The organism is Clostridium sp. (genome assembly GCF_029258205.1).
In the GTDB taxonomy this organism is placed as follows: domain Bacteria; phylum Bacillota; class Clostridia; order Clostridiales; family Clostridiaceae; genus Sarcina.
This window is the reverse complement of sequence record NZ_JARHZJ010000015.1, coordinates 68,160-91,146: the sequence shown is the minus strand read 5'-3', so window position 1 is coordinate 91,146 and position 22,987 is coordinate 68,160. Positions and strand designations below refer to the sequence as shown.

The 22,987-nt window shown below is 29.0% G+C and carries 15 protein-coding genes and 2 pseudogenes; 3 read left to right on the top strand and 14 right to left on the bottom strand.

The window, feature by feature from the left end:
- Positions 1–1,368 carry a 23S rRNA (uracil(1939)-C(5))-methyltransferase RlmD gene (gene rlmD, locus Q1J60_RS02045; protein WP_300257795.1) on the bottom strand — a complete coding sequence of 456 codons (1,368 nt, stop codon included), beginning with the start codon at positions 1,366–1,368 and terminating at the stop codon, positions 1–3.
- A 77-nt stretch (positions 1,369–1,445) separates the two neighbouring features.
- On the bottom strand, positions 1,446–3,026 hold the full coding sequence (locus tag Q1J60_RS02040; protein WP_300257793.1) for an aminotransferase-like domain-containing protein: 1,581 nt from the start codon (positions 3,024–3,026) through the stop codon (positions 1,446–1,448).
- A gap of 263 nt (positions 3,027–3,289) precedes the next feature.
- On the opposite strand from Q1J60_RS02040, the gene Q1J60_RS02035 reads away from it, so the two are divergent.
- Positions 3,290–3,448 (top strand): DUF1540 domain-containing protein, encoded by a 159-nt coding sequence (locus Q1J60_RS02035; protein ID WP_300257791.1) that lies wholly within the window; start codon positions 3,290–3,292, stop codon positions 3,446–3,448.
- A gap of 203 nt (positions 3,449–3,651) precedes the next feature.
- Here the strand turns inward: Q1J60_RS02035 and cls are convergent, their stop codons facing one another.
- The 8 genes and pseudogenes from cls to dnaE (Q1J60_RS01995) form a co-directional block, all read right to left on the bottom strand.
- Positions 3,652–5,187 carry a cardiolipin synthase gene (gene cls / locus Q1J60_RS02030; RefSeq protein WP_300257789.1) on the bottom strand — a complete coding sequence of 512 codons (1,536 nt, stop codon included), beginning with the start codon at positions 5,185–5,187 and terminating at the stop codon, positions 3,652–3,654.
- A gap of 178 nt (positions 5,188–5,365) precedes the next feature.
- A complete protein-coding gene (locus Q1J60_RS02025) occupies positions 5,366–6,163 on the bottom strand; it encodes an SDR family NAD(P)-dependent oxidoreductase (RefSeq protein WP_300257786.1) in 798 nt (265 codons plus the stop codon).
- Between the two features lie 297 nt (positions 6,164–6,460).
- The gene (locus Q1J60_RS02020; protein WP_300257783.1) at positions 6,461–6,817 is read right to left on the bottom strand and encodes a DUF1540 domain-containing protein; all 357 of its coding nucleotides are present in this window, start codon (positions 6,815–6,817) and stop codon (positions 6,461–6,463) included.
- A gap of 682 nt (positions 6,818–7,499) precedes the next feature.
- Positions 7,500–8,903 carry a pyruvate kinase gene (gene pyk / locus Q1J60_RS02015; RefSeq protein WP_300257781.1) on the bottom strand — a complete coding sequence of 468 codons (1,404 nt, stop codon included), beginning with the start codon at positions 8,901–8,903 and terminating at the stop codon, positions 7,500–7,502.
- A gap of 93 nt (positions 8,904–8,996) precedes the next feature.
- On the bottom strand, positions 8,997–9,956 hold the full coding sequence (pfkA, locus tag Q1J60_RS02010) for a 6-phosphofructokinase (protein WP_300257778.1): 960 nt from the start codon (positions 9,954–9,956) through the stop codon (positions 8,997–8,999).
- A 592-nt stretch (positions 9,957–10,548) separates the two neighbouring features.
- Positions 10,549–12,852 (bottom strand): annotated as a pseudogene (gene dnaE, locus Q1J60_RS02005) (DNA polymerase III subunit alpha); the annotation flags it as partial.
- 109 nt (positions 12,853–12,961) lie between these two features.
- Entirely contained in the window at positions 12,962–14,800 is a 1,839-nt protein-coding gene (gene ltrA, locus Q1J60_RS02000) for a group II intron reverse transcriptase/maturase (RefSeq protein ID WP_300257775.1), read from the bottom strand.
- A 757-nt stretch (positions 14,801–15,557) separates the two neighbouring features.
- Positions 15,558–16,829 (bottom strand): annotated as a pseudogene (dnaE, locus tag Q1J60_RS01995) (DNA polymerase III subunit alpha); the annotation flags it as partial.
- Between the two features lie 332 nt (positions 16,830–17,161).
- Between dnaE (Q1J60_RS01995) and Q1J60_RS01990 the strand changes: the two are divergent.
- Complete coding sequence (locus Q1J60_RS01990; protein WP_300257773.1) at positions 17,162–17,698, top strand: RNA polymerase sigma factor; 537 nt, start codon at positions 17,162–17,164, stop codon at positions 17,696–17,698.
- Positions 17,699–17,711: 13 nt separating this feature from the next.
- Positions 17,712–18,956 (top strand): DUF4179 domain-containing protein, encoded by a 1,245-nt coding sequence (locus tag Q1J60_RS01985; RefSeq protein ID WP_300257770.1) that lies wholly within the window; start codon positions 17,712–17,714, stop codon positions 18,954–18,956.
- A gap of 102 nt (positions 18,957–19,058) precedes the next feature.
- Here the strand turns inward: Q1J60_RS01985 and Q1J60_RS01980 are convergent, their stop codons facing one another.
- The 4 genes from Q1J60_RS01980 to rapZ all read right to left on the bottom strand — a co-directional run bounded on the left by Q1J60_RS01980 (position 19,059) and on the right by rapZ (position 22,967).
- Entirely contained in the window at positions 19,059–19,613 is a 555-nt protein-coding gene (locus Q1J60_RS01980; protein WP_300257769.1) for a hypothetical protein, read from the bottom strand.
- Between the two features lie 173 nt (positions 19,614–19,786).
- A complete protein-coding gene (gene whiA, locus Q1J60_RS01975; RefSeq protein ID WP_300257766.1) occupies positions 19,787–20,737 on the bottom strand; it encodes a DNA-binding protein WhiA in 951 nt (316 codons plus the stop codon).
- Positions 20,716–22,086: a gluconeogenesis morphogenetic factor MgfK gene (mgfK, locus tag Q1J60_RS01970; RefSeq protein WP_300257764.1), complete on the bottom strand. Its 1,371-nt coding sequence runs from the start codon at positions 22,084–22,086 to the stop codon at positions 20,716–20,718. The genes whiA and mgfK overlap by 22 nt, the downstream gene beginning before the upstream one ends.
- The gene (gene rapZ / locus Q1J60_RS01965) at positions 22,083–22,967 is read right to left on the bottom strand and encodes an RNase adapter RapZ (RefSeq protein WP_300257761.1); all 885 of its coding nucleotides are present in this window, start codon (positions 22,965–22,967) and stop codon (positions 22,083–22,085) included. Before rapZ ends, mgfK begins: the two co-directional genes overlap by 4 nt.
- Positions 22,968–22,987: the final 20 nt, after the last annotated feature.

The following is a 22,987-nucleotide window of genomic DNA, read 5'->3' as shown; positions in this document are numbered from 1 at the left end:
TTATTTTCTTATTAACTTAGCCACATTCTCAATATGAGAAGTGTTTGGAAACATATCAACTGGTTGAACTTCTAAGGTTTTATAGCCATTTGCCTCTAATATTTGTAAGTCTCTTCCTAAGGTGCTTGGATCGCAACTTACATATACTATTTTTTTAGCATCTATATTTGTTATAGCATCTAGCAATTTTTTATCGCACCCTTTTCTAGGTGGGTCTACTACTACCACATCAGCTTTTACTCCCTTATTTATTAAGTCTGGTATTACTATTTCTGATTCTCCAACAAAGAATTCCACATTCTCTACTTTATTTTCCTTTGCATTTATAAAAGCATTATCTATAGCCTGTGGAATTATTTCTACTCCATAAACTTTTTTAGCCTTTTGTGATAGAAATAATGTTATTGTTCCTGTTCCACAATATGCATCAAAGACTTCTTCATTTCCTGTAAGATTTGCATATTCTAAAGCCTTACCATATAAAACCTCTGTTTGAGTAGGATTTACTTGGAAGAATGATAATGGAGATATGTTAAATCTAAAGTCTCCTATGTAATCTGATATTGTATCTTCTCCCCATAGAGTTTTACTTTCTAATCCTAATATTACATTAGTTTTCTTTGAGTTTATATTTTGTATAACGCTCTTTATTCCAGGAATATTTTTAACCATTAAGTCTACAAACTCTTCTTTGTGAGGAAGTTTCTCTCCATTTGTAACTAAGACAACCATAACTTCATTAGTTTTAAAACCTCTTCTTATCATTATATGTCTTACTATTCCATTTTCATCATACTCACCATCTACATTATATGGCCTTATATTAAATTTCTCTATCCACTCCCTAGTAAGTTTAACAACCTTATCTCCTATTTCATCCTGAATTAAGCAAGATTCCATATCTATAATGTCATGACTTCTTGGAGCAAAGAATCCTATTTTAACCTCTCCATTAATTAATCCTATTGGTAATTGAACCTTATTTCTATATTTCCAAGGTTCATCCATTCCTAATGGATACTTAACTATGCTAGAATCTAATTTTCCAATCTTACTAACACAGTCCTTAACTCTCTCCCATTTAAAATCTAATTGAGCCTTGTAAGAAGCATGCTGAAGTTTACATCCACCACATCTTTTATAAATAGAACAAGCTGGGTTAACTCTTTCCTCTGAAGCTTCTAATACTTCAATAAGTTTTCCATAAGCAAAATTTTTATTAACCTTAACTATTCTTACTTTAACCTTTTCACCCTTTAAAGCTCCCTCAATAAAAATTGGGTATTTATTATCAATTTTAGCTATTCCTTCACCCTCATATCCTTGAGAGATTATATCAAAAATATATTCTTTATTCTTTTCAACCATCCACTAAAACTCCCTTATGTATATTTAATCATCTACTGTATATGTTTTATTCCATAATAACTAACCTTTAAAGTTTATCACATGAAATATGCTTTTACAACGGATTTACTCTTAACTTCCTCACCAATTATCCTTATTCCCTTTTCTATCTCTTCCTCTGAAAGTCTTGTAAAGCCAATCCTTAATGTATCTCTTTTTTCTCTCTCTTTAATATTATGTCCCTCTAAAGAAAATACTCTATTTTCTTTTTCTAGGTAAATATCATTGTCTATATAAAATAAATCTCCAGGCATAAAAAGAACTCCTCTATCATAGCATCTTTTCAAAAGTTCTCTTGTATCAATACCTTTTATTTTTAAGAACATATAGAGTCCACCTTCGCCCCAAATTTCTGCCTCTTTAATATATTTTTCTATAATATTCTTTGTAAATTTATATTTTTCCTTGTAAACTTTTCTAACTTTCTTAATATATTTTTCAAAAGCTCCACTTATCATGAAATCATAAAGAATTCCTTGATCTAAAAAAGAAGTATGAATATTTCTACATCTTTTTACACTCTCTAATACTCCTATTATTTTCTTATCTCCATATACCCATCCTATTCTTAATCCAGGAAATAATATTTTAGAAAAACTTCCTATGTATATTACCCCATTACTTTCTCTATCTAAGGCTGCTAGAGGAATAGTTGGAGAGCTTTCATATAAAAGTTCTTCATTAAAACCATCTTCTATAATAGGAATACCTGCATTTCTTAAAACATTATATACCTCTTCTCTCTTTTTAATAGATGCCACAACTCCTGTTGGATTATGATATGATGGAATTAAGTAAGAAAATTTAATCTTTGAAGCAAACATTTTAATTTTTTTATTTAAATCATCTATATCAATACCATCTTTAGTCATTTTAACTCCAATAATATTTAACTTGTGAGTTTTCATTATTTTTAAAGCAGTATTATGAGTTGGATTTTCACAAAGTATATAATCTCCTTCTTCAGTAAATGCAGAAAGCATCATATCTAATCCTTCTGTAAATCCATTAGTTACTATTATTTCTTTTTCCTCTGAATAAGCTCCCTTTTCTTTCATATAATCTTTTAAATAATCTATAAAAGGTTTGTATCCTACAGCATAGCCATAATTAACTATTTTATGTTTTTCTAAAGCAATTCTATTAGAAAAAGCTCTCTTTAACTCCTCAATATTAAAAAGATTTCCTAGAGGAGCTATGCTTTTAAAAGAAATCATTCCTCTTTCCCACTTTTCTTCACTTTTAATAATATCTAAATTTTCAGCTAACAATCCATATTCATTAATTTTTTTATTCCAATGAATATTCCACTTATTATCCTCTTTAACTTCAGAGTTTTCTTTTTTCATTGATGAAACTTTAGTAGATTTCTCATTACAAAATTCTTTTTTAACAAATGTTCCCTTACCTTTTATAGTTTCAACAAATCCTTCACTTTCTAAAATCTCATAAGCAGACATAACCGTATTTCTTCCTATTGATAAAATACTACTAACCTCTCTTGAGGAAGGTAACTTACTTCCTTCTATTAAAACGCCCCTATTAATAAGATCTCTAATATACTTTGCTATTTGTATATACTTTTTTTCATTTTCACTAAAAGTTAAATTTTTAAACACAACTTCCTCCAAGCAAATTCATAAAAAACCTTTCTTTTAAGACAAAACTTATTTTTAATTAACTTATTTAAAAGATAAATAAAATCTCTTTCTAATTAAATCTTTCTAATTAAACTAAATAAATTCTATCATATATGTTTTTATTCAAACAACTATATCCATTCATAGATTTAAATTCTAGTATAAATAAATTGCTTTTTACACACTATATATACTGTTGGTAATTCCAACAAAGAGGTTCTTAAATTAAGGAGGAGTTTATTATGAAACATAACTCAAGCATAGGATGTACAGTTCATGAGTGTAAACACCATTGTCATGAGGACAATTATTGTACTCTAGACAAAATTGAAGTTGTAAAACATAGTACTAACGCTTGTTCTACAGAATGTACTGATTGTGGAAGTTTCGAAAAAAAATAATAAAATTTCACTCTAATACCCAAAAGGAGGCTATAATAAAGCCTCCTTTTCTGAATTTTTATATTGAATTACATTCTTTTAAACTTTAATTTATTAAATTAATTAGTAAAATTCTATAACTTAATTTTTTTATTTTAATTACATAAGTAAATAAAATAGGCTTTATATTCTTGTAAACCCCTTTATCAATCTCACTATTTTTATTACATAAGTGGAGCAAAAACCCTTATTACTGATCTTAAAATTCTAGTAGGAACTTTAACCTTGGCACAATCTTCTAAGGTTATTCTTTGACATTTCTCTAAAGTTTTTAAAAAATCATCTTTTATTTGCCCTACTGATTTAGTTTTATATAACCATACTCCACATTCAAAGTGAAGATATAAACTTCTATAATCTAGATTTATAGTACCTACTATACCAATTTCATCATCAGATACAAAGGTCTTTGAATGAATGAAACCTGGAGTATATTCATATATTTTAACACCAGATTCTATAAGTTGAGGATAATAAGCCCTTGTAACTATATGAGCATACCATTTATCCTCAATATGAGGTGTAACTATTCTAACATCTATTCCACTTTTAGCTGCAAGAGTAAGTGCTGTAACAAGTTCATTATCAATAATGAGATATGGAGTATTTATATAAACATATTCCTTTGCCTTATTTATAATATTTAAATATACATTCTCTCCTACCATTTCATCATCTAAAGGACTATCTCCATAAGGCTGAACATATCCATCACTTTCAAACTCATCCTCATGATGAAAATATGGATAATACTTTTCATACTCCTCTTTTCCTTCACTATAAAAGTTCCATATTTGCAAAAACATAACTGTTAAATTCCAAACAGCATCTCCCTTTATCATTATTGAAGCATCTTTCCAGTGTCCAAATCTAACAATTTCATTTATGTATTCATCAGCCAAATTTATTCCACCAGTAAATCCTATATGTCCGTCTATAACAGTTATTTTCCTATGATCACGATTATTCATCCTTAAAGATAAAAGTGGCACAAAAGGATTAAATACCATACATTTAATTCCCTTAGATTCTAAAACTTCATTATACTTATATGGTAAAGTACCTAGACATCCCATATCATCATAAACAAACCTAACCTCTACTCCTTCTTTAACCTTTTCCTCTAATATTTCTAAAATACTGTTCCACATAACTCCTTCATGTACTATGAAATATTCCATAAAGATGTAGTGTTTTGCTTTTTTTAACTCTTCCTTTAACCTTTCAAAAAACACCTCTCCAGGAGATAAATATTCTGTAGTAGTATTTTTATATACTGGAAACTGAGAGTAATCAGCTATGTACCTTGATTGATTAGCTATACTTTTATCTTGTGCTTCTAGCTCATCTAAAACCTTTCTATCATTATATAATAAATGTTCTGTTTCATCATAAGAAGCTTTTATTTGCTTTCTAAACTTTTTGCTTGTCTTATTTCCACCAAATATTAAATAAAATAATCCACCAAAGACAGGAAATAATAATACAGGAACCGCCCAAGCTAATTTATAGGATGGATTATCTTTTCTACTAACAATATAAATAAATACTACTATACTAATAAAGATAAATAGAAAATATACATATATGAAATCTTCGGTCACCTTCCATATAGCTCCCATAAGTATAACTAACTGTATGAATATAAGAAATCCAACCATAAATGCTCTACTTAATAGTTTTTTTAGAAACTTTTCCATTTAATCCTCCTTAACTTTATCATTCCAATTTACCTCTCTAATTTTTAATATAAAAAACTCTTCCTCTTAACTTTTTCCAATAATGAGATAACTAATAAATTAGTATCTAATATTAACTCATTAACACCAGATTTAAATTCTTCTACGCAAACTATTACTGCTAAATTAATGTCTAATATTAGTCCATTAACTCCCATCCTTTTATAGCCACTTTATAATAAATCCATCTAGGTGTAAACTTACTAACAAAATATAAAAATTTATTACAAATTCCTGGAATAACTATTACCTTTAATTTCTTATTTATATTTTTCAAACTTATTTCCACAACTTCTTTTGTACTCATCCATCTTACAAATCCTTTATTTTTTAATTTACTCTCTTCCATGTTTAATTTGCTATGAAAATCTGTTCTAGTAAATCCAGGGCAAAGACATTGAACCTTTATATTATTCTCTAAAAGTTCCATAGCTAAACATTGAGTAAAGCTTATTAAGAAAGCCTTTGTTGAACAATACATTGCTGAACTTGGAAATACGTTAAATCCAGCCATAGAGCTAACATTTATTATGTACCCTTTATTATTCTCTTTCATCTTATTACTTAAACTATGGCATAATTTCATAGTAACTAACATATGTACCTTTGCCATATCATATTGCTTATGATATGCATCCTTTGTAAATGAATCATCAGCTCCATATCCTGCATTATTCACTAAAAATTCTATGTTATCTTTTTTCTCTAATCTTTTTATAAAATCATCAAATTTATTGTCATCAGTTAAATCTAAAATTTCTACATAGGTCTTAACATTAAAAGTATTTTCTATTTTTTCTGAAACTTCTTTAATTTTCTCAACTCTTCTACCAACTAATATCAAATCATATCCTTCTTTAGCTAATTGAAAAGCATACTCTTTTCCTATTCCACTAGTTGCTCCAGTAATTACAGCAATCTTACCTAAATCATTCATTTTACTCCCCCTTATATTTTTAAAATAGTTAATCTATTTTTTCATAACATACTAATCCTAATATACTCCAAATGTAAAATTTAAAACAATAATTTATTTTATTATATCTTTTTACTTAATACAATCTTTTATAACTATACTAATAGGTATATATTATTTTCTTTAATAACTTAATATAAAATATCATTTATTTAATGAATTTTAAAATCATTTATATTACTTTCTTAAGAATATATTTTATCATATAAAAAAGCTAGAACTTAAAAATTAATATTTTAGTTCTAGCCCTCTTAATAGTTATTTTTTAAAAAAAGTTTCACATTCAGTTGAAGTAGATGTTGTAGCTTCTGGTCCAAAAACTTGTATATCAGTAGATGTACAAGTCATTCCAACATTATATTTGCAATTCATAGCATAGCATTTTATCTTATGGTCTACATCTTCCTGACTATCCAATGCTTGCATTATTGTTCCAGCATAATTAGTATTAAATGCACTTTTAATTGTATTCACAAAAGTTCTTGGTGCAAAGGTATTGCAACAAGTTTCTTGCTTATTCTCTGCACTCTCACCATCAACTTCAATAGTAAAAGCTGAACACATTCCATTAACATAGTTAACACAATTATGAGCTGAACATGCTAATCTTGTCATATTCAATCTCCTCCTCAAAATATTATTTGAGGTTATTTTTTGTATTTACATTAAATTTATACTATAAAACTATATTAATCTAATAAATGTGAAATACTCACAACTTATAGAATATCAAAAATTCTCTGAAATTAAGTTGAAAATAAATATTATAAATAATCTATAATAATCATTTCTAAATTTTCGCTATCTTTTCAACTTATAATTTTAAATAAAAAAAGAAGCACTCGATGATATCAGTCATCAAGTACTTTTTTCATCTTGGAATCAGTTGCCATTTGATTCTACTTATATTATTTCATAAGCACTATCTAATATACACCATTTTCTTTTACTTGTCACAAAATTATTGTTAACTTTTTGTAAACTATATATTTTTATAATATTTATTTAATATAATTTATTTTTATTCTTATTTAAATCTAAATTTTTTACATTTTTAAACTTTATAAATTTTATTAATATTTTATTAACAATTAAAACTCTCTTACTTTTCATTTAAAACATTACTTTGAAACTTTAAAAAATTATATCTTTAATCAATATAATTTAAAATATTTTTAAAAAAATTTTTATATGAAAAAACCAAAATATAATGTCATTAATATTTACATAATTAAGCCATTTTTTTCATAAAAAAAATAGGTAGATAAACTACCTATTTTTATAATTAGTTATAAAATTATTTTACAACTTCAACTTTTACTATGTTAGTGTTTCCTTCATTAGCTGGTACACCTGCAACAATTACAGCAGTGTCATTAGCTTTAACAAATCCAGCATTTTTAGCTATTTCAACAGCATTTTCCATTGTAGCATTTTCAGCAACAACAGGGTAAACTCCGAAGCATAAAGCAACTTTCTTAGCAACTCTTTCATTTGGAGTTATAGTAACGATTGGTGCATCTGGTCTGCATTGAGAAATTCTCTTAGCAGTAGCTCCTGATTGAGTTAATGAAACTATAGCAGCTGATTTTAACTCGTGTGCAGCGTTACAAGCAGCTCTTGAGATAACTCCTGGTACAGCTGGTATATGTTGTTTAGCTTTTGAAGAAGCTAATTCGTAGCTTAACATTTCTTCTGATTTAGTAGCTATTTTAACCATAGTTTCAACAGCTTCTACTGGCCAACTTCCGTTAGCTGACTCACCACTTAACATGATAGCATCAGTACCATCTAAGATAGCGTTAGTTACGTCTGAAACCTCAGCTCTTGTTGGTCTTGGGTTTCTCATCATTGAGTCTAACATTTGAGTAGCAGTTATAACTGGTTTTCCAGCATTGTTACATTTTTCTATTATCATTTTTTGAACTGAAGGAACGTCTTCCATTGGTATTTCAACACCAAGGTCTCCTCTAGCTACCATGATACCATCTGAAGCTTCGATGATAGCATCTATGTTATCAACACCTTCTTGGTTTTCAATTTTTGAGAATATTTGTATATCAGCTCCACCATTAGCAACTAATACTTCTCTTATAGCTTTAACGTCTTCTGCTTTTCTTATGAATGAAGCAGCAACCATGTTAACTCCCATTTCACAACCGAATATTAAATCAGATCTATCTTTATCAGTCATAGCTGGTAATTTTATTGATACTCCAGGAACATTAACTCCTTTATGAGTTCCAACTAATCCAGTGTTTCTTACGATACACTTAACAGCATTTCCTTCTACAGATACAACTTCTAATCCAACTAAACCGTCGTCTATTAAGATAGTATCTCCTGCTTTAACGTCTTTAGCTAATCCAGCATATGTAACTGAACACTTAGTAGTATCTCCTATTACGTCTTCTGCTCCAGCATATATAGTAAATTCAGTTCCAGCAGTTAATTCAACTTTGCTTGGCTCGAATTTTCCAGTTCTTATCTCAGGTCCTTTAGTATCTAATAATATAGCTACTTCTTTACCTAATTTTTTTGATATTTCTCTTACTTTAACCATTCTTCCTTTGTGCTCTTCATGGTCACCATGTGAGAAATTATGTCTTGAAGCGTTCATACCTGCTTCGATTATTTTTGTTAAGATTTCTTCGTTTTCACTAGCTGGTCCGATAGTGCATACTAATTTTGTTCTTCTCATTTTAAAAACACTCCCTCGTAAAAAAATTAACCCTAAGTTTAAAAATATATAATAAATAATAAATTTAAAAATCTATTATTTCATTAACTAAAATTATTTGTTTATACAGTTAGCCATTTCATAAAGGCTTTCGTCAAAACTTCTCTCTATATCTAAAGCTTCATCTATATCCATATCGAATATTTTATTTTCTTTAATTCCTATAACTTTTGAAGTTTTTCCTTCTAATAAAACTTCAACAGCTTTAGCTCCCATTCTTGAAGCTAATACTATGTCATCAGCAGTTGGTGATCCACCTCTTTGGATATGACCTAAAATTGTAGCTCTAGTTTCTATGCCTGTTACAGATTGTATTTCTTTAGCTAATTCAGCTGATCCTCCAACACCCTCAGCAAGAACTATTATGCTGTGAGTTTTTCCACTTGCTTTACCTTCTAAGATAGTTTTTATTAATTCATCTTTGTCAAATTGCATTTCTGGAACTATTATAGCTTCTGCTCCACCTGCAATACCAGCATATAAAGCAAGATCTCCACAGTTTCTTCCCATAACTTCTACGATTGATACTCTTTCGTGTGAAGTTGATGTATCTCTTAATTTGTTTATAGCATCTACTACTGTGCTTAATGCAGTATCAAATCCTATAGTGTAATCTGTGTAAGATAAGTCGTTATCGATTGTTCCTGGTAATCCAACAGTCTTAACTCCAAGTTTTGAAAGAAGTTTAGCTCCCATGAATGATCCATCTCCACCTATAACTACTAAAGCATCAACACCATAAGCTTTTAATATTTGTGCAGCTTTTTCTCTTACTTCTTCTTGTTTGAATTCTAAACATCTAGCAGTTCTTAACATTGTACCGCCTCTGTTTATAATTTCTGAAACAGATTTTCTATCCATTTTGAATAGTTCTCCGTTTACTAATCCAGCATATCCTCTTTGAACTCCCATTACTTCAAGTCCATGGTGTAAAGCCATTCTTGTAACAGCTCTTAAAGCGGCATTCATTCCTGGTGCATCTCCACCACTTGTTAAAATAGCAATCTTTTTCATAATATTTTCCTCCTCTACACCATTAGGGACAAATTAAGTCCCAACAGTGCCAAATATTACCCACATTTTTAAGATATTATTTATATATGTTAAATGTTTATCAATTTTAAACTTTTTAAATTTTATCTCAAAATTTAATACCCTATGAAACTTCGTTAATACTATTCTACCACAATTAATTGTACTTAAAGTAGTTATTATTTTCAACCTTTTTATGTATAATTAAAGAAAAAACTCGATATTTGATAATTTTTTCAATTATTATTATGCTCTAAAATCGTTTTAATATTTGAGTAAATTTTATTTTTTTAATTATCTCGTGTCCATTTTTATAATAAAAAAGAAAATAAAGGTTACTCCACATGTTTATAGTATAAGTAAAAACAAATAAAGGAGTAACTTTCAATATGATTATACAACAAAATTTTTTTATTTAACTTTGATGAAATGATAAAATTTCAACCTAAAATAAAATTAGAGTTGATTTTATCCCAATTAGATTTAAATAATATTATATTTAATCTTCAAAAAACATAACACTGGTGTTACGAAATTTAACAGCTTTTTCTTTTAATATTTATAACATTAAATATTAACCTTCAACTACTTTTACATTTTCCTCTCCAAATTTGCTAATTAAAAAGTCTATTACATCTGTATCTAAATCAACCCACATATCTCTATTTAATCTAAATGATGCCTTTTCCTTTGCTGCAAATATATAAACTGGAGAATCTCCTTTATATTGTGATAATAAAACCTTTAAAGGTTTAACTATCATATTAGCTTTTTCTCTATCTTGAACCTTTATATATAACTTTGAAGAATTCATTAATTCTAATGGCTGTATATCTTCACAAAGTATTTTTGGCTCTTCATCTTCTTTTAAAGAAACCCTTCCTCTTACTAAAACAAAGCAATCCTCATTTACTAGTGCATTACATTTTTCTAAGGTTTTAGGAAATATAACACATTCTAAATATCCAGTTAAGTCCTCTATTTTTGCAAATGCCATAAGAGTATTATTTCTAGTTACTTTTCTAGAAACATTAGTAAGAATTCCTCCTACAATGACTCTAGTTCCATCAGTTAAAAAACTATCTACACCTAAGTCTTCTAATTCAACATTATTTTGTTCATTTAAATTATTTTGAGCTTCTATTATCTTTTCTATAGTTATTGATGTTTGCTCCTTTAAAGGCTTTTCATAATCATCTAATGGATGACCACTCATATAAAGACCTGTCATTTCCTTTTCCATAGCAAGCATATATTTTTTGTTGAATTCTTTTATATTTGGATAACTTATCTCTAAGTTTGACCCACTATCTTCTTGAAGTGCTCCAAACAATGACATTTGCCCATCTATATTTTTCTTTCTTTGAGAATATACTCCATCCATTATTTTTTCAAAAACAGATAATAATTGTGATCTATAAATCTTTAAGCTATCAAATGTACCAGCTTTTATTAAACTTTCTACTGCTCTTTTATTAACAATACTTAAGTCTATTTTGTTGCAAAAATCCATAAGGGAAGTGAATTTACCCTTTTCATCTCTTGATTTAGCTATGTTTTCTACAACATTTACTCCTACATTTTTTATAGCTCCCATACCAAATCTTATAGTATCACCCTTAACTGTAAACTTAGTGTAACTCTCATTTATGTCTGGTGGTAACACCTGAATTCCAAGTTTTTCTGCACTTCTTATATATTCAGATACCTTATCACTGTTACCCATAACAGAGTTAAGCATAGCAGCTAAAAACTCTACTGGATAATATCTCATAAGATAAGCTGTTTGGAATCCTATTACAGCATAGGCAGCAGCATGACTTTTGTTAAATGCATAGGATGCAAAATCCATCATAGAGTCAAATATTTTATTAGCAGCCTCAACTGAAATACCATTTCTTAAACAACCTGGAACTTCTATACTTCCATTTTCATCTTCAATTCCATAAATAAAGTTCTTTCTTTCCTCTTCCATGACCTTATGCTTTTTCTTAGACATAGCTCTTCTAACAAGGTCACTTCTCCCCATGGAATATCCTGCTAATTTTCTAACAATTTCCATAACCTGTTCTTGGTAAACCATAACACCATAGGTTACATTTAGTATATTTTCAAGCTCAGGAACTATGTATTCTACTGACTTAGGATCTCTTTTACCACTTATATATCTTGGTATTTCTGCCATAGGACCTGGTCTATATAATGATATTCCAGCTATGATATCCTCTAAACAGTCTGGTTTAAGCTCTTTCATGAAAGAAGTCATTCCTGCTGACTCTAACTGGAATACCCCTACTGTATTCCCTTCACCAATCATCTTATAAACTTCTTTATCATCAAAATCTAAATTATCTAAATCTATGTCTACTCCTCTATTATACTTAATCATATTTATAGCATCACGCATAACAGTTAAGGTTCTAAGACCTAAGAAGTCCATTTTTAATAAACCAAGCTCTTCAAGTGTTGTCATATCAAATTGAGTTACAATAGATTCATCATTTTTTTGAAGTGGCACATATTCTACTAAAGGCTGAGAAGCTATAACTACTCCAGCGGCATGAGTTGATGAATGTCTTGGAAGCCCTTCTAGCCTTCTACTTACATCAATAAGCTCCCTTACTCTATCTTCATTTTCATAAATTTCTTCAAGTTCTGGATTTAAATCTAAAGCCTTATCTATAGTAATACCAAGCACTGTAGGAATCTGTTTAGCTATTCTATCAACCTCTGCATATGTATAGTTCATAGCTCTTCCTACATCCCTTATACAAGCTCTAGCAGCCATAGTTCCAAAAGTTATAATCTGAGATACATTGTCATATCCATACTTTTCAACAACATAGTCTATAACCCTTTGTCTTCCCTCATAACAAAAGTATAGTGATAGGTAAGATTTTGATGTTATCTCCATCTTTTCCCCCACTCCACACCGTACGTGAGACTTTCATCTCATACGGCGTTCCCTCGTTTGAATTGTGGATGTATTATGCGACCTTGTTAAAATTTATCGGTTCTAATTTTGCAAGTTTTCTTAATTGGTTTAATTTTTGTTTTGATTTCGTAGTCCAATCTTTTGTTATTTGTGAAATCAATTTTGTATTAGTTGAATGTATAATTTTATGCACTTCCGTGTGTACAATTATTAGGTTTTCATATTCATCAGTTCCACCGTATTTGAGTGGTATTTTGTGATGGCAATGAACGTCAGAAGTTTTTAGCCTAATACCTGTAATGTAGCATTTTCCGTTTTGACCTACAAATTTTGATATTCTATTATCAATATATTCAACACTTCGGTTTACAAAGTTACCTTTTCTTAGGTTTTCTAATTCCAATACTGATACAACATTTAGTGTATTGTGTATTCTTTTTCTTCCTGTCTCGGTATACGGAGTGACCTCTGGATGAATTTGTATTGGCTTTTTGAAATGTATGAAGTGTATTGGGTATAATGTTATTTTGCAACAACTGTTTAAATTTTCTTTGTACCCTTTATAGAATGTTTTTAGCACTTCATTTTCAACGCCTTTTTCAACAATTATATTCTTTCTTTTGAGTGTTTTATATTTACCGTAGATTGTGTGAAATATATCGTTAAAGTCTTGCCTTACATCTGTTGCTACTTTGTAGTAGTTGTGAATTCCCAGTGTGAATCCATTGAGGTTTTTGACTTTATCTATATTCGGACTGATTCTTAAATCTTTTAGCTTATTTTTATAGACTTCGATTATTTTCTTTTTCCTTTTTGGCTCAATTTTGCTTTGCGAGACATATCCTAACTGAGATGTTCCTTTTGGGATAGCTCTCAATCTTATTCCTAAGAAGTCTGAACCATTTTTTCTAAGATTTGTGATTTTGCTCTTTTCATCGCTAATCTCTAATGATAATCTATCTTTTAGCCAAAGTTTTGTTGCTATGAATAATTTCTTTGCATTCGTCCTACTGTCAGTAAATAATTTGAAGTCGTCTGCGTATCTGACAATGTAGCATGGTTTCAACTTGGTATTCTTTAGGGCTTTAATTTTTGAACTTGGGTGAGTGTATTTATGTTTTGTTGTTTTTGTTTCCCATTGGCTTGATATCCACCAATCGAATTCATTTAGCACTATATTTGCAAGTAGTGGAGATAGTATACCTCCTTGAGGAACTCCTTTAGTTGGTTTTCCTTCACCTACTATTTCGGCTTTAAGCATTTTGCTTATTATACATAACACTCTTTTGTCTCTAATTCCTAAAGTCCAAATTTGTTTCATTAATTTACTATGATTTACATTGTCAAAGAACCCTTTAATGTCAACATCCACAACAAAGTGGTTTTTGCTATGATTTATTAAGTGTTGACATCTTGCTATTGCTTGGTGGGTACTTCTGTTAGGTCTAAATCCAAAACTTGATTTATGGAATTTACCTTCGCAAACTGGTTCTAATATTTGAAGAATACATTGTTGTATTAGCCTATCTTCAATTGTAGGAATACCTAATGGTCTTTGTTTACCATTGGATTTCTGTATAAATACCCTTCTTACTGGGTTAGGTTTGTAGTTATTTAATCTACTTCTTACCATACTTATTATTTTATCTTTTGATAATTTTTCTAAGTATTTTATTGTATGACCATTTATACCTTTGGTTTTGCTACCGGTGTTTCTTTTAATTGTTCTATATGCTTTTAGGATATTATCCTCATTTATTATTAATTCATATAATTTGTTAAAATACTGACCTTCGCTTGATTTTTTATACAATTCATCTAATATTTTTTGTTGTCCATAATACTCATTATTTCTTAGGACTTTCCTTTTCGTTGGTTTATGTTTAGTCAACTAATCATCCCCCCTTAATGGAGAATAAGTCCTCTCCGAGAATTTTCGTTTCTTTTAGTCTTACAAGAACCTAAACATTTTTTATTGCAAAATTTTAAAACATAATACTTAGTCCACTCAAACGACTTGAGCCTATCCCTCCACTACTTATTATCATAGTTTCATAGGTACTGTGGCTCTACTCTCACCTTGATTAATTAAGGTTATAGAAGATGTGTTCATCATTCTTTTCCCTTAAAACATTTCATAGATAGCTATATCTCAATGTTCAAGGCTTTCCACGTTCCAATACTCCTATCTGTATCGTATATCCGTAGGTGCTACCTAAATACCGTCATCAACCCAATCCCCTGTAAGGATTGTAGGATTTTCTTAACCGAGCCTTTACTCATCCTTCTGATGATAAACCAAATTTGGTTCTCTTAGCATTTCTACTAAGCGACATTCACGATAAGTCAGTCGGTAGTTCGTCTCCATTACACATTTTGGATACTCACCATAGTTATACTTCATAGACATCAGACATATCAGTTACGACTATATAAGCCTTTCCTCAACATTATTTGTTAGGGTAACTTTTCTGCCTACTTTAACGGGCTTTACACAATTTCATAATAGCTTAATCAACTGCATACCGTAGCTTTAATGGCAATTCTTCGGAGCGTTACTTCCTCATTTAATTGCTCGGAGTATTAGTTCTCCTAAGTTTTTTTTTCAACTTAGTGGGTAATCTTTTCAATTACCAACGTGTCGCACCAGAATCTATATCTGGCATACTTACTCTCTCTGGATTTAAGAAACGCTCAAAAAGTAAGCTGTATTTCATAGGGTCAATTTTTGTTATTCCTAAGGTATAAGCAACTAAGGCCCCAGCTGCTGATCCCCTTCCTGGTCCAGTTGGTATTCCATTATCATTTGCATACTTAATGAAATCCCAAACTATTAGGAAGTAATCAACATATCCCATTTGCTTAATTACTCCAAGCTCATATTCAAGCCTTTCAACATCTTCTTTTACCTTAGAATTACTATCCCCAATTTCATAAACCTTATCTATATCATATATACCCTTTTCCTTAAGAGACTTAAGTTCTTCTAACCTATCTATAAGACCATCAAAACAAGTCTTTCTTAAATACTCAAAAGGCTCTACCCCTTCTGGCAGAGGAAACTTCGGAAGCTTTGAAACATGGAATTCATAATCAAAATTACATTCCTTAGCAATCTTCAATGTATTTTCTAAAGCTTCTGGAATATAATCAAACATATCCCACATTTCCTCTGGTGATTTTAAATAGAATTGGTCAGATGGATATCTTCTTCTGTTTGGATCATCCACAGTTTTTCCAGTTTGTATGCACATAAGTATGTCATGTGCCTTTGAATCCTCCTGGTTTATATAGTGAACATCATTAGTTGCAACTAAAGGAATATTAAGCTCTTTAGCTAATTGTATATTTACTTCATTAACCTTTTTTTGCTCTTCTATTCCATGGTTTTGAAGTTCTAAATAAAATCCATCTTTAAATGTATCTCTATAGAATATTGCAGCTTCTCTCGCTTTATCTATATTTCCATTTAAGATAGCTTTTTGAACTTCTCCACCAAGACAAGCACTTAGAGCTATTATTCCTTCTGAATGTTCTTTTAAATATTCCCTATCAATTCTTGGTTTATAATAAAAACCTTCAATAGATGCTACAGAAACAATTTTCATAAGATTCTCATATCCCTTTTTATTCTTAACAAGAAGAACTAGGTGATATGTTTTATTATCTTCATCATTACTCTTTATCTTTCTAGACTTAGGCACAACATAAACTTCACACCCTAGAATAGGTTTTATCCCTTCAGCCTTAGCTTCCTTATATAAGTCAACACATCCATACATAACACCATGATCAGTTAAGGCTATACTTTCCATTCCAAGTTCCTTTGCCCTTTTAATAAGTGGCTTTATTTTTCCAGAACCATCAAGCAAACTATACCCAGAGTGTAGATGCAAGTGACAAAACTTTTTATCTTCCATTTTTTTCACACCCTTTCATTTAATATAATTCCTATAAAGATTTTTAGTTATATATAAACTACTATTTTTTTATTAAATTAAGCACTTAAAAATTATGTTTTTACTTAAGCGTAATATATTAATTTTACCATATTAATTCTAGTTATTGTTTCTTAAAATTCTAATTTATCTGGTGAAATTATCACCGTAATAATTTTTAATAGACCTTAAAACCAATTAATTTTTAAATAATATTAAAAACTTTTTATTGTTTGTAAATAAAATGAAAACACCAATTTTTTTATGGAACAATTCTGTATAATTTACTCTCTAATAGTTGAAAAGGAGGAATGATGTTGGAGCTAATAAACTTTTTTAATAAAAATTCATTCAATAGAGTTTCATACAAAAAAATAACCAAAGACAGCTTATCTCAAAACTTTGAACTATTAATAAAAGAAAATCTTACTTCTATGTATAGAGTAGCTAAAGGAATTTTAAAAATTGAAGAAGATATTGAGGATGCTATTCAAACTACTATTTTAATATCCTTTAATAAAATTAATACTCTAAAGGATGAAAGGTATTTTAAAACATGGTTAATAAGAATTTTAATAAATGAGTGTAATAAAATCTATAAAAAAAATAAAAATACTCCAAAGGAGTTAAGTTCTGAGTTATATATAACTGAAAACTATAAAAATATAGATTTATATGATGCAATCAAATGTTTAAAAGAAGATTTAAGAGTAATAACAATACTTTTCTACTTTGAGGACATGTCTTATAAAGATATTGCAGAGGCACTAAATATAGCTGAAGGAACTGTAAAATCTAGGCTTTTTAGAGCTAAAGAAGCTTTATATGAAATTCTTAAGGAAAATATTTAAGGAGGCTATATTTATGAAAGATGATTTTGATAGAAAACTTTTTGAAATGGCTAGGGAGTCTAAAGTAAAAGAACCAGATTCTTTAAAGTCTAAAGTTGATTATACATGTAAAAAACTTAAAAAAAATAAGTTTAATTTTAGACATTTAGGGCCAATAGCTGCTATTTTTATCTTTTGTATTTTAAGTGTTTGTCTTTACCTTCCAACATATGCAATGAATATTCATATCCTAGGTGATGTTGTGGAAATTTTAAGCAATAAATTCAATCTAATTGGCTACGAAACAAATACACAAAACCTAAACTATCAAGTTAGTAATGAGAATTATACCCTAACAATAGAAAGTGCTTATTATGATGGAATTGAAACAACATTTTTCTTTAAAATTAAAGGAAATGAAAAATTAAATAAAGCTGGACAATACTTCTTTCAAGCAAATTTTAAATATAATGAAGATATTTCCTATGAAGGTAGCCTTGAAAAAGGTGAATTTATAGATGATTACAATTTTGCTGGTATGATGACTTTCTATATAAATCCTTATAGTGGAAATAAATTACCAGAAAAATTTAATATTAAATTCAGTGTTCCAAACATAATTGCAGATTCTGAAATACTTGCAGTTAATAGCGATACTTTAAATCTTTCTTTTGATATAAAGGATTTAAATGTAAAAGAAACTAAAATTAATAAAGAAATAAAGGCTAATGAAAACTCAATTTTAATATCCTCATTGAAAAAATATCCTACCTCCGTAGTTATTGACTATGATGAAAAATTTAATAATCCAGAAAACAAATTATCTTTTATACTTTGGCATGAAAATTTAGGTCAAATTAATTATTTACTTCCTAACACTCCCGGGAAATTATATATAGTTCCTAAAACTAGAAGTAAACACCATGTAGATAACCTTACAAAAGAAGCTATGCCTTTATCAATAGGAGAAACTAAAACTTTTGAAAAAGTTGGAAAAGTATCTGTAGAAAATATAGATACTAAAGGTGGGAAAACTTATATATCAATAAGAAAAACAGGTGATATAGATTCTTATAATTTTAATATTATAAAAAAAGAAAATATTAATTCAAAACTTAATATGTATGAGTATGAAACAAAAGTTCTAGGAATACTAGATACAATAACAACATATGTTATACCAGACTTAACCACTGATACTGATTACCTTTTAGAATATGAATATATTTCAAATGATGATATTGAAATATTATATAATCAAATAATAGAAATAGATTAATTTAAACTCATTTGTTCTTACTAGAACTTTATTAGCTAAGTTAACTATTTAAACTAAATTAAGCCTATATTAAAAATAAACTTTTAATATAGGCTTAGAATTTTATTTTAAAATATTTTTTACTTCATCTATAGATTCTTGAACTTTAACTCTAGCATCATATGCAGATTTTTCAATATCTTTCATTGAATTAATAAACTCATCTTTAGGCATTGCTAATATCTTATTTCTGTTAGTATCTAAATCACTTTTAACAGTACTTATAGACATTTTTAAATTATCTATGCTTTCAACTATCTTTCTGTTAGCATCATTAACTTTTCCATCTGATTGAGAAACCTTGCTGTTAAGTTCATTTTTTAGATTTGTAAGTTCAGTATCTAAGTTTTTATAATATTTTTCATATTCTTCATAAGTTGCTTGCTTAGTATCCTCTGTTACCTTTGAAAAATCATATTCTTCACCTAAATTTTCATCTCCAATATAAGTTTTTATTTTTTGTTCTAGCATTATTTTATATTCTGCTGGAGTAGTTGCTGATAGCCCTGAGTTCTCTTTCATTTCTTCAGTCTTTTTTGTACATCCAACAATACCTATAATTCCAAAAATCATTACTCCTACTAAAATCCAACTTGTCTTTTTAAAATTCTTTGCCATAATAATACCTCCACTTAAAATAATATTTTTTTCAAAATTATCTTCCCCATTAAGACAAATTAATATTATTCCATTTAGTAGATATTTTTTGCAAAAAAAAACTTTTAAGTTTTTTAACAGCAAATTTAATATTCGCTGTTAAAATAATTACTTAAAAGATTTTAAAAAATCTGTTAGAAGTTACCTGTTCTAAGTTCTTCAGCTATTTTTTCAATTTTTCTTAATCTATGATTTATCCCTGATTTTCCAACTGGTGGTTCAAGCATTTCACCAAGTTCTTTTAATGATTCCTCAGGATAAGTTAATCTAAGTTCTGCAACTTCCCTTAAATTTTTAGGAAGTCTTGCAAGACCTATTTCTCTTTCTATAAGCTTTATGCTCTCAACCTGTCTAACAGCTGCATTTACAGTCTTACTAAGGTTTGCAGTTTCACAGTTTACAAGTCTATTTACATTATTCCTCATCTCTTTCATGATTCTAATATTTTCAAGTTCTAAAAGGGCAGTATGAGCTCCTATTATATTTAATAAGTCTACTATTTGTTCTCCCTCTTTTATATAAACTATGTAACTATTTTTTCTTTGTATTACCTTAGCTTTTAATCCAAAAGTATTAATTAACTTTCCTAAATCTTCTGCATATTCTTGAGAATGAGTAACAAACTCTAAATGGTAAGTTTTTTCTGGATTACTTATACTTCCTCCACCAATAAAAGCTCCTCTAATATAAGCCTTTTTCTTCTCTTCTGTATCAACTAGGTTATCATCTATATGATAGTCTAGTGACATTATGCCATCTATTTCTCTTAATATGCCTGTTAATTCAAGTAATTTTTTTACTCCCATTTCTTCGGTTACAACAACCATATAAATATTATTCTTCTTTAAGGAATTACTTTTTTTAACCATAAGTTTTGAATGTATGTCAAAGTAATCCTTTAATATAGTAAACATCAATCTTGCAGATGCAGGATTTTCTGTTGTCATTTTGAAGCTTATTTGTCTACCACTAAAGGCAAGTGTACCACATACTTTCATGATAGCTGATATTTGAGCAAGAGCTTCCTCTTTTGATATATCAATATATCTACATATTTCTCCCTTTACTTTTGCTGAAAATGACATGTCTGCTCCTTCCTATTTGACCTTTCTCTTTTCTTAATTCTTTGTGATAAATATATATACTCTAAAATTTTCTTTCTATCATATAATAAATGCTTTTCCATTACTGTTTCAATGAGAAGTTGTGCTAAATAATCCGAATTATGTCTTACATAATCTCCCTTGATCTTAATTAAATCTCCTTCAACAACACAAAGTCCCATCTTTTTAAGTTTATTAATATCAAGTTCTACAAGTTCAGAATTTTTATCCAAATACTTTTCTTTTAATTCTTCTGAAATATCTTTAGAGTTTGCAATTATACAGTCTAACATATCCTTTCCACAATGATTTAATATAACTTGAACATGGTCAGATACCTTAAATCCATCAGTTTCACCTGGTTGAGTCATTATATTGCAATTATATATTTTAAATGCTTTACTTTTCTTTATAGCTTTACTTATATCTTTTACCAAAAGATTAGGTAATACACTAGTATATAAACTTCCTGGTCCTAAAACTATAGCATCAGCATCTTCTATGGCCTCTAAAGCCCTCCCTAACGCCCTAGCATCCTCTGGTATTATCTTCAATTTTTTTATTGGACTACTTTGGTCTATTACTTCCTCTCCTATTAGAGATTCCCCTCTTACCCTGTGTCCATTCATAAGTTCTGCTTCTAAAACCATATTTTCTAAAGTTACAGGTAAAACTTCACCCTTAACGGCAAGTACAGAACTCATTTTTTGAACAGCATCCTCAAAATTTTCAGATATTCCATCCATAGCCGCTAAAAATAAATTACCAAAACTCTGGCCCTTTAATCTACCATCATTAAATCTATATTGCAATAATTCATTCATCAAAGGCTCAGTATTAGCTAATGCTAAAATGCAGTTTCTTATATCTCCAGGAGGTAATATACCTAAGTCTTCTCTTAATATACCTGATCCACCACCATCATCTCCAACTGTTACTATGGCTGTTATATTAGATGTATAATATTTTAATCCTCTAAGCATAGTTGAAAGGCCAGTCCCACCGCCTATAACAACAATCTTAGGCCCTTTAATTAAAAGCCTATCATCTTCTATTAAATCTTCCAAATCATCCTCTTCAATAGACAAATTTATATATCCTTTATTAACTAGTGAAACTACTGACTTAACGCACCAAACTACTGATTTATACCCTACTAACCCTGAAAAAATTATTAATATTATAAATATAGCTTTATCTTGAATGGTTGTTACATGCCTCTCATCAATTAATTTTGCAATAGCAACAGCCATAGTAATTATAGATGCCAAAGCCAAAAATATGTATCTTTTAACTCTGATACCAGGCTTAAGCATTTTTTTCATCATCATAGTTTTCTATCTCCCCTGTTTATGTCCTCATTAATATCTCTATGTTCTAAACTAACATGGAAATTTTTAGCTAGAAGTTCTTTATATAAAGCGTTAGCTATGGCTACTGATCTATGTCTTCCTCCTGTGCATCCAATAGAAATAATAAGTTGTCTCTTTCCCTCTTTTATATAGTTAGGAATTAAGAATTCTGCCATATCTGAAAGTCTTGATAAAAATCCCTTTGTTTCTTCTTGCGCAAGAACATAATTTTTAACTGGTTCGTCCTCACCTGAAAAAGGCTTTAACTCTGGAATATAAAATGGATTTGGTATAAATCTAACATCAAAAACTAAATCTGAATCTGATGGAATACCATACTTAAATCCAAAAGATAAAATAGTTATTGAAAGGTTTTGCTCAGCTGGTTTACCATCTCCATATAAAAGGTTTATCTTTTCTCTTAAATTTTTTATAGGATAATTTGAAGTATCTATTATATTATCAGCTCTATCCTTAAGTTCTCTAAGTCTCATTCTTTCCTCACTTATACCAGTTATTATTCTTCCATCTGGTGAAAGTGGATGGCTTCTTCTTGTTTCTTTAAATCTTTTAACTAAAACCTCATCAGAAGCTTCTAAAAATAAAATTTCATAATTAAAATTATTAGCCTTTAAATACTCTATGCTTTCAAATAAATCATCAAAGAATATTCCGCCTCTTATATCTATTACTAAAGCTATTTTATCTATTTTTCCTTCACTTTGAACACAAGCTTCTGCAAACTTAGGTATTAACTTTGGAGGTAAGTTATCTACACAAAAATATCCTAAATCTTCTAAACTTCTTGTTGCTTCTGTTTTTCCAGCTCCCGAAAGTCCTGTAACTATTACAAATCTCATATTATCATCTCCCAAATCTA

Bases quoted from the DNA above. Each gene is read 5' to 3' on its own strand.
- rlmD (WP_300257795.1), bottom strand. From the start codon at position 1,368: ATGGTTGAAAAGAATAAAGAATATATTTTTGATATAATCTCTCAAGGA.
- Q1J60_RS02035 (WP_300257791.1), top strand. From the start codon at position 3,290: ATGAAACATAACTCAAGCATAGGATGTACAGTTCATGAGTGTAAACAC.
- cls (WP_300257789.1), bottom strand. From the start codon at position 5,187: ATGGAAAAGTTTCTAAAAAAACTATTAAGTAGAGCATTTATGGTTGGA.
- Q1J60_RS02025 (WP_300257786.1), bottom strand. From the start codon at position 6,163: ATGAATGATTTAGGTAAGATTGCTGTAATTACTGGAGCAACTAGTGGA.
- Q1J60_RS02020 (WP_300257783.1), bottom strand. From the start codon at position 6,817: ATGACAAGATTAGCATGTTCAGCTCATAATTGTGTTAACTATGTTAAT.
- pyk (WP_300257781.1), bottom strand. From the start codon at position 8,903: ATGAGAAGAACAAAATTAGTATGCACTATCGGACCAGCTAGTGAAAAC.
- pfkA (WP_300257778.1), bottom strand. From the start codon at position 9,956: ATGAAAAAGATTGCTATTTTAACAAGTGGTGGAGATGCACCAGGAATG.
- Q1J60_RS01990 (WP_300257773.1), top strand. From the start codon at position 17,162: ATGTTGGAGCTAATAAACTTTTTTAATAAAAATTCATTCAATAGAGTT.
- Q1J60_RS01985 (WP_300257770.1), top strand. From the start codon at position 17,712: ATGAAAGATGATTTTGATAGAAAACTTTTTGAAATGGCTAGGGAGTCT.
- Q1J60_RS01980 (WP_300257769.1), bottom strand. From the start codon at position 19,613: ATGGCAAAGAATTTTAAAAAGACAAGTTGGATTTTAGTAGGAGTAATG.
- whiA (WP_300257766.1), bottom strand. From the start codon at position 20,737: ATGTCATTTTCAGCAAAAGTAAAGGGAGAAATATGTAGATATATTGAT.
- mgfK (WP_300257764.1), bottom strand. From the start codon at position 22,086: ATGATGATGAAAAAAATGCTTAAGCCTGGTATCAGAGTTAAAAGATAC.
- rapZ (WP_300257761.1), bottom strand. From the start codon at position 22,967: ATGAGATTTGTAATAGTTACAGGACTTTCGGGAGCTGGAAAAACAGAA.